The sequence below is a fragment of the Kitasatospora nipponensis genome, from assembly GCF_039528135.1.
GTDB classification, from domain to species: domain Bacteria; phylum Actinomycetota; class Actinomycetes; order Streptomycetales; family Streptomycetaceae; genus Kitasatospora; species Kitasatospora nipponensis.
Map to the genome: position 1 here is coordinate 1 of NZ_BAAALF010000306.1, position 5,956 is coordinate 5,956.

5 protein-coding genes are annotated in these 5,956 nt (G+C 75.7%); 4 read left to right on the plus strand and 1 reads right to left on the minus strand.

The window, feature by feature from the left end; translation table 11 throughout:
- From ABD323_RS38945 to ABD323_RS38955, 3 genes are all read left to right on the plus strand, one after another.
- The coding region (locus ABD323_RS38945; RefSeq protein WP_344446837.1) for an asparagine synthetase B family protein at positions 1-1,731 on the plus strand (1,731 nt) is incomplete at its 5' end.
- A 190-nt stretch (positions 1,732-1,921) separates the two neighbouring features.
- Positions 1,922-2,908, plus strand: coding sequence for an AraC-like ligand-binding domain-containing protein (locus ABD323_RS38950; protein ID WP_344446838.1), 987 nt, complete (start codon positions 1,922-1,924; stop codon positions 2,906-2,908).
- Positions 2,909-3,128: 220 nt separating this feature from the next.
- Positions 3,129-3,809, plus strand: a complete 681-nt coding sequence (locus tag ABD323_RS38955) for a hypothetical protein (protein ID WP_344446839.1) — start codon at positions 3,129-3,131, stop codon at positions 3,807-3,809.
- Here ABD323_RS38955 and ABD323_RS38960 read toward each other — a convergent pair.
- Entirely contained in the window at positions 3,778-5,514 is a 1,737-nt protein-coding gene (locus ABD323_RS38960; protein WP_344446840.1) for an MFS transporter, read from the minus strand. The genes ABD323_RS38955 and ABD323_RS38960 overlap by 32 nt on opposite strands.
- A 113-nt stretch (positions 5,515-5,627) precedes the next feature.
- Between ABD323_RS38960 and ABD323_RS38965 the strand changes: the two genes are divergently transcribed.
- The coding region (locus ABD323_RS38965) for a helix-turn-helix domain-containing protein (protein WP_344446841.1) at positions 5,628-5,956 on the plus strand (329 nt) is incomplete at its 3' end.

Here is a 5,956-nt window from a genome sequence, read left to right on the forward strand (position 1 = left end):
GGCCGGGCGGCGCCGGCGGGGCGGCCGCAGCAGGCGCAGCGCTGGAGCGGGCCCGGGGCCACCCTGGCCGTGCGCCCCGGCACGGCGCGCCCGGCCGCCGGCCCCGCGCTGCTGGACGCCACCGCGGGCGAGCGGCCCGCCGTGCTCGCCTTCGGCGGCGCCTGCGACAACCGGGCCGAACTGCGCGCGCTGCCCGGCCGCCCGCCCGCCGAGGGCGACGCGGCCGCCGTGCTGCACGCCCACCGGGTGCTCGGCGAGCGCGCGTTCGAGCGGGTCCGCGGCAGCTACGCCTTCGCCCTGTGGCAGCCGGGCGAGCGGGTGCTGACCCTGGTCCGCGACCACCTGGGCACCCGCCCGCTCTACTACCTGGAGCTGACCGGCGGCGTGGTCTTCGCCTCCCGTCCCGAGGCGGTCCTGGCCCACCCGGCCGCCCGCGCGGCGCTCGACGAGGACGGCCTGCGGATCGTGCTCAGCGGCATCAACGTGCCCGGCCGCACCGTCTACCGGGACCTGCGCGAGGTGCGGCCCGGCCACGCGGTGCGCTTCTCGGCCGCCGGCCGCAGCGAGTACCGCTACTGGGCCCCGGTGGCCGCCGCCCCCGAGCACGGCCAGGACGCGGCCGCCACCGCCGCCCGGGTCCGCGAGCTGCTGGCCGGCGCGGTCGCCGAGCAGAGCGGCGATGCACAGCAGCCCGGCAGCCTGCTCTCCGGCGGCCTGGACTCCAGCGCGCTGGCCGCCCTGCTCGGCGCCGCCCGCCCCGGCCCGCTGCCCACCTTCTCGGTCGACTACCAGGGCTACGAGGAGAACTTCCGCCCGCACATCGTGCGCCCCGACCCGGACAGCCCCTACGTGCGGGCGATGGTCGCGCACCTCGGCTCGGACCACACCGACCTGGTGCTCGACACCGGCGAGCTGACCCGCCCCGAGGTCTGGGCGGAGCTGGTCGCCGAACTCGACCAGCCGCGGCTGTTCGCCGACGTCGAGCCGTCCATCTCGCAGCTCTACCGTGCGCTGGCCGGCCGGGTGGACACCGTGCTCAGCGGTGAGGGCGCCGACGAACTCTTCGGCGGCTTCCCGTGGTTCCACCACCCGCGCTGGGCGCAGGCCGCCGACTTCCCCTGGACGCCCACCACCGACGAGCTGGTCGGCACCCTCTTCGCCCCCGCCATGCGGGAGTTGAAAGTGGTCGACTTCCGCGCCGAGCACTACCACGACGCCCTGGCCGAACTGCCGGGCCTGCCCGGCGAGAACCCGACCGAGCGCCGGATGCGCGCCGTGCGGTTCCTCTTCGTCACCCGCTTCCTGCCCGAACAGCTGGACCGCGCCCACCGGTTGAGCGCCCGCCACGGCTTCGACGTGCGCACCCCGTTCGCCGACCACCGGCTGGTCCAGTACGCGCTGAGCATCCCGTGGTCGCTGCAGGCCGCCGACGGCCGGGAGAAGACCGTGCTGCGCGCGGCGATGGCCGACCTGCTGCCGGCCGCCGTCCTGGAGCGCCGCAAGTCCGGCTACCCGATGACCCACGACCACGCCTACGACCACGCCCTGCGCACCCGGCTGGGCGCCCTGCCCGCCGACTCCCCCCTCCGCCCGGTGCTGGACGAGAGCATCCTGGCCGCCCTGCGCACCGACCCGGCGAGCGCCCCGCCGATGAGCCGCACCGAACTCGAACTGGCCCTCAAACTCGACGCCTGGCTCACCCACCGCCACCTCACCCTCCCCGCCACCTGAGCCCCCCACCCCCGACCCCGGCCTGACGGTCCGTCCGGCCCTCACGGACCGCCAGGCCGGCCGGGGCCGGCGTTCCCCTGCGACGGCAGGTCGGCACCGCGGAAGACGCAGCGCGGGCGGCGCCGGACGACCACCTCGTGGCCGAAGCCGGGCAGGTGACACCATGTCCACAGCGGATCAAGGGGTGGGCATGGACGGCATCGAACTACGGACGACGGACGTTCCGAAAGGGGAGAGGTTCGCCTGGTGGCACGAACTGGTGACACGGGATCTGGCACCCACGCACCAGGTCACAGAGCATCGTGGGGACTTCCGCGCGTCGGCTGCCGCGTGGAGGCTCGGGCCGGTGACCGCGTCGGCGTTCTCCTGCCCGACGTTGCGCTCCGTGCGTACTCCTGAGCTGATCCGACGCTCGGATCCCGAGCTCTGGGAGTTGGGGTACGTGGTCGCCGGGAGCATGAGTATGGACCAGGACCGCAACTGGACCCAGGTCCACGCCGGTGACCTGCTGCTGTACGACACGTCCCGGCCGCTCACGTCCCACGTGCTGACCGACCGCAGTCGTGTCGTCATCCTCCACCTGCCGAAGTCCACCGTGCCGCTGCCGGCCCAGGCGCTACGGCGCCTGCTCTCCCGCAGGCTTCCCGCGGACGGGGCCGGAGCCCTGCTCGCCGGACTCCTCCGGCAGCTGACAGAGGCCCGATGGAGCGCACTGGAGGCCGAGCACCTCGGGTCGGCCGCGGTCCAGCTGGCCTGTGCGTTCCTCGGCGGCATGGCCGACCGGGAGGGTCTGCTGGCCTCGGAGACCCGGCAGACCGTGCTCCTGCACGAGGCGAAGGCATTCATTCGCGCGAACCTGACGGAGCCCCACCTGTCACCGCAGACCATCGCCGACGCGCAGTGCATCTCGGTGAGCTACCTGCATCACCTGTTCCGCGAGGAGAAGCGGAGCGTGAGTGCCTTCATCCGGGAACTGCGGCTGGATCGGTGCCGAACCGACCTGGCGCGGGTCGGCCTCGCGAAGCATCCGGTGGGGGCGATCGGCACGCGGTGGGGCTTCGCGGATGCGACGACGTTCAGCCGCGCGTTCAAGACGGCCTACGGACTTCCTCCGGGGGAGTACCGCAGGCTGGCGGGGGCGCGTCCAAGTCCGGACGATCGCCTCCAGGACGCGTGACACGTCATCGTCCGGCCCGTTCTTGCTCGGAACGTCCACCGACCCGACTTCCTGCGCAGGTAAGGGGTGAGCCCCCTGGGGGCAGTGGCGAGGGGCGGACCGCAGGTCGCATCCCATGGTGGTCACGATGTGCTCTCGCAGTGACACGTCGGGGTGTCGGCCCACCGCGTGCGGCGCTACGGTGGCGCGGCCAGGGGTGGTCCGACGGGGGGAGTGGGGCATGGGGGTGGCACGGCGGTGCGGGGTGGTGCTGGTGGTGCTCGGCGGGTTGCTGGCGGTCTCGGTACCGCTGTACCTGGTGCCGGGGCACTCCTGCGACGGGGGGTGGGGCTGCATCGTGACGACCTCCTCGCCGCAGGGGGTGCTGGCCGGCTACGCGTTGGCGCGGCCACGGTGGCTGGAGCTGTACTGGGCCCTCGCGCTGCTGGTCTGGGGTGGCGTCGTGCTCTGGTGGTACCGCCGGGCCGGGCGGCTGGGGCGGGCGGTACCGGCGGTGGCGGTGGCGGTGTTGCTGGCGGCGCTGGCCGCCGGGCTCACGGCGGCCGACTGGCCCGGGTTCCGGACGAGTTCGGCGGTGGTCGAGTCGGCGAAGCTCGCGTGCTTCAACGGCGCCACGCCGCTGCTCGTCTCGGCGGTGGCGCTGCTGGTGCTCGCGGCGGCGGAGCGCAGCGTGGCCCTGCTGCTCTTCGCGGTGGGCTACGGCGCGCTCGGGTACGTCGTGGCCACCTACGACGCCTTCTACCTGCTGTACCGGCTGGGCCTGCTGGGGATCGCCGATCTCTCCCACGACCCCTGGGGCGTGCGCCAGTTGGCCGGGATCGCGGTTGCGGCCGGGGTGCTGCTGGCGGTCGGCGCGGGCACCCTGCGGGTCAGCCTGGTGATGCGGCGCGGGAGGGCCTGAGGGCGAGCCAGGTGAGCAGGGCGCCGAGGGCGGAGAGGGCGGCCAGGGCGAGGCCGATGGTGTGGAAGGCGTCGGTGAAGCCGTCGGCCAGGGCCGCGGGGTGGGTGCTGCCGGGGTGGCCGTGGACGGCCTGGCCGGCGAGGTCGGTGGCGGTGGCGGGGCTCAGGCCGGTGGCGCGCAGGCGGGTGGCGGTCAGGCCGGTGAACAGCGGGGCGGCCGCGGCCACCGCCAGTGACTCGCCGGTGATCCGCAGGGTGTTGAAGAGGCCGGCCGCGGCGCCGGCCCGGTCCAGCGGCACGGTGCTGACGGCCGCGTTGTCCATGACGCCGAAGGCCAGTCCCACCCCCACGCCGAACGGCAGCAGCGGCAGCGCGAGTTCGGGCCACCCGGCGTCGGGGCGCAGGGTGGTCAGCAGCAGGGCGCCCAGCGCGATCAGCGCGGAGGCACCGGTCAGCACCGCCCGGACCGAGCTGCGCGCGGCGAGCCGGCCGGCGGGCAGCGGCAGCAGCAGGACGGGCGCGGTCAGCGGCAGCAGGAGCAGGCCGCTGGCGAGCGTGCCGCGGCCGCCGACCCCTTGCAGGTAGCAGGGCAGGTAGACGAGCAGCACCACGAAGCCCAGCGTCACGGTGAACGGCTGGCCGACCACGGCCAGGAACTCCGGCCGGCGCAGCAGCCGCACGTCGAACAGGGCGCGCTCACCGCGTCGCGCCTCGATCACGCCGAAGGCGGCGAGCAGCGCGAGGGCGGCGGCCAGCGGCAGCAGGGTGCCGGGGGCGGTCCAGCCGAGGTCGGCGGCCCGTACGAACACCAGCGAGAGGCAGAGCAGGCCCGCGGTGAAGGCGGCCGATCCGGGCAGGTCTAGGGCCTCTCGTTTGGATGTTGTCGGATCAGCGTGCGGCTCCCCCAGCCTCCGGCCGGGAGGTGCCCCCCGGCGCCCGGCTGGGCGTGCCGGCGGAGCATCCTCGTACTGGGTCGTACTTGGGTGCTTCGCCGGTGCGTCCAAGGGGGCACCCCCGGCCGAAGGCTGGGGGAGGGATGCCCGGCGTCGCGCGCCCGGCAAGATCCAAATGAGAGGCCCCGGCGAACGGCGTCCGGGTGCGCGGGGCTCCGGTGCCCGGGCCGAGGCCAGCCAGGCGGGCAGCGCGAGCAGGGCGACCAGCAGGAAGACCGAGCGCCAGCCGGCCGCCCCCACCAGCGCGCCGGCGACCGGCGGACCGATCGCCAGGCCGGCGCCGAAGGAGGCGCCGAGCACCCCGAACGCCAGCCGGCGGTGGCGCCCGGTGGTGGACGCGGCGAGCACCGCGGCGCCGGCGGCGAGTACGGCAGCGGCCCCGGCGCCCTGGACGGCCCGCGCCGCGTCGGCCAGGGCCATCGAGGGCGCCAGCGCGACCAGCAGCGACATCGTGGCGACCAGCGCGATCCCGGTGCGCAGCACCCGCCGTCGCCCGAACCGGTCGGCCAGGCCGCCGGCGAACAGCGGCAGGGCGGCGAAGCCGACGTTGAAGGCGTCGAGCAGCCACTGGGCGGCGCCGGCCGAGGAGCCGAGAGCGGCCGCCATGCTCGGCAGGGCCACGGCTGCGCCGGTGACGGAGAACGGCAGCAGCGCGCTGGCGGCGGCGACGGCGGCCACGGTCGCCGCGACGCCCGGGGTCGGGCGCTCCAGGTCGACGGTGGCCCCGGGGGAGAGGGTGGTGGGAGCGGTCATGTCGATGATCTTGGATGTGGCCGCCGGGCGGATGAAGGGGCCGCCGTTCCTGGGACTGACAGGGCCACCCTGAGCCCGGTCCGGGCCCGCCCGCCGCCGCCATACTGGGACGCATGGCCGACCCCACCGTGATCGCGAGCAGCCTCGGCGCCTACCTGCGCACCCGGCGGGCCCTGCTGTCGCCCGCCGAGGCCGGCCTGCCGCCCACCGCGCGCCGCCGGGTGCCCGGCCTGCGCCGCGAGGAGGTGGCCGAGCTGAGCGGGCTGAGCAACGACTACTACGTGCGCCTCGAGCAGGGGCGGGCCGAGCGGCCCTCGGCGGAGGTGATCGAGGCGCTCTGCCGGGCGCTGCGACTGGGGTCCGCCGAGCGCACCCACCTCTTCGACCTGGCCCGCCCGCCGCGCCGCCCGGCCGGCGCGGGGGCGCGGGGCGGGGCGGCGGG

Excerpts from the sequence above, each read along its gene's own strand:
- ABD323_RS38950 (WP_344446838.1), top strand. The coding sequence starts at position 1,922 with ATGGACGGCATCGAACTACGGACGACGGACGTTCCGAAAGGGGAGAGG.
- ABD323_RS38955 (WP_344446839.1), top strand. The coding sequence starts at position 3,129 with ATGGGGGTGGCACGGCGGTGCGGGGTGGTGCTGGTGGTGCTCGGCGGG.
- ABD323_RS38960 (WP_344446840.1), bottom strand. The coding sequence starts at position 5,514 with ATGACCGCTCCCACCACCCTCTCCCCCGGGGCCACCGTCGACCTGGAG.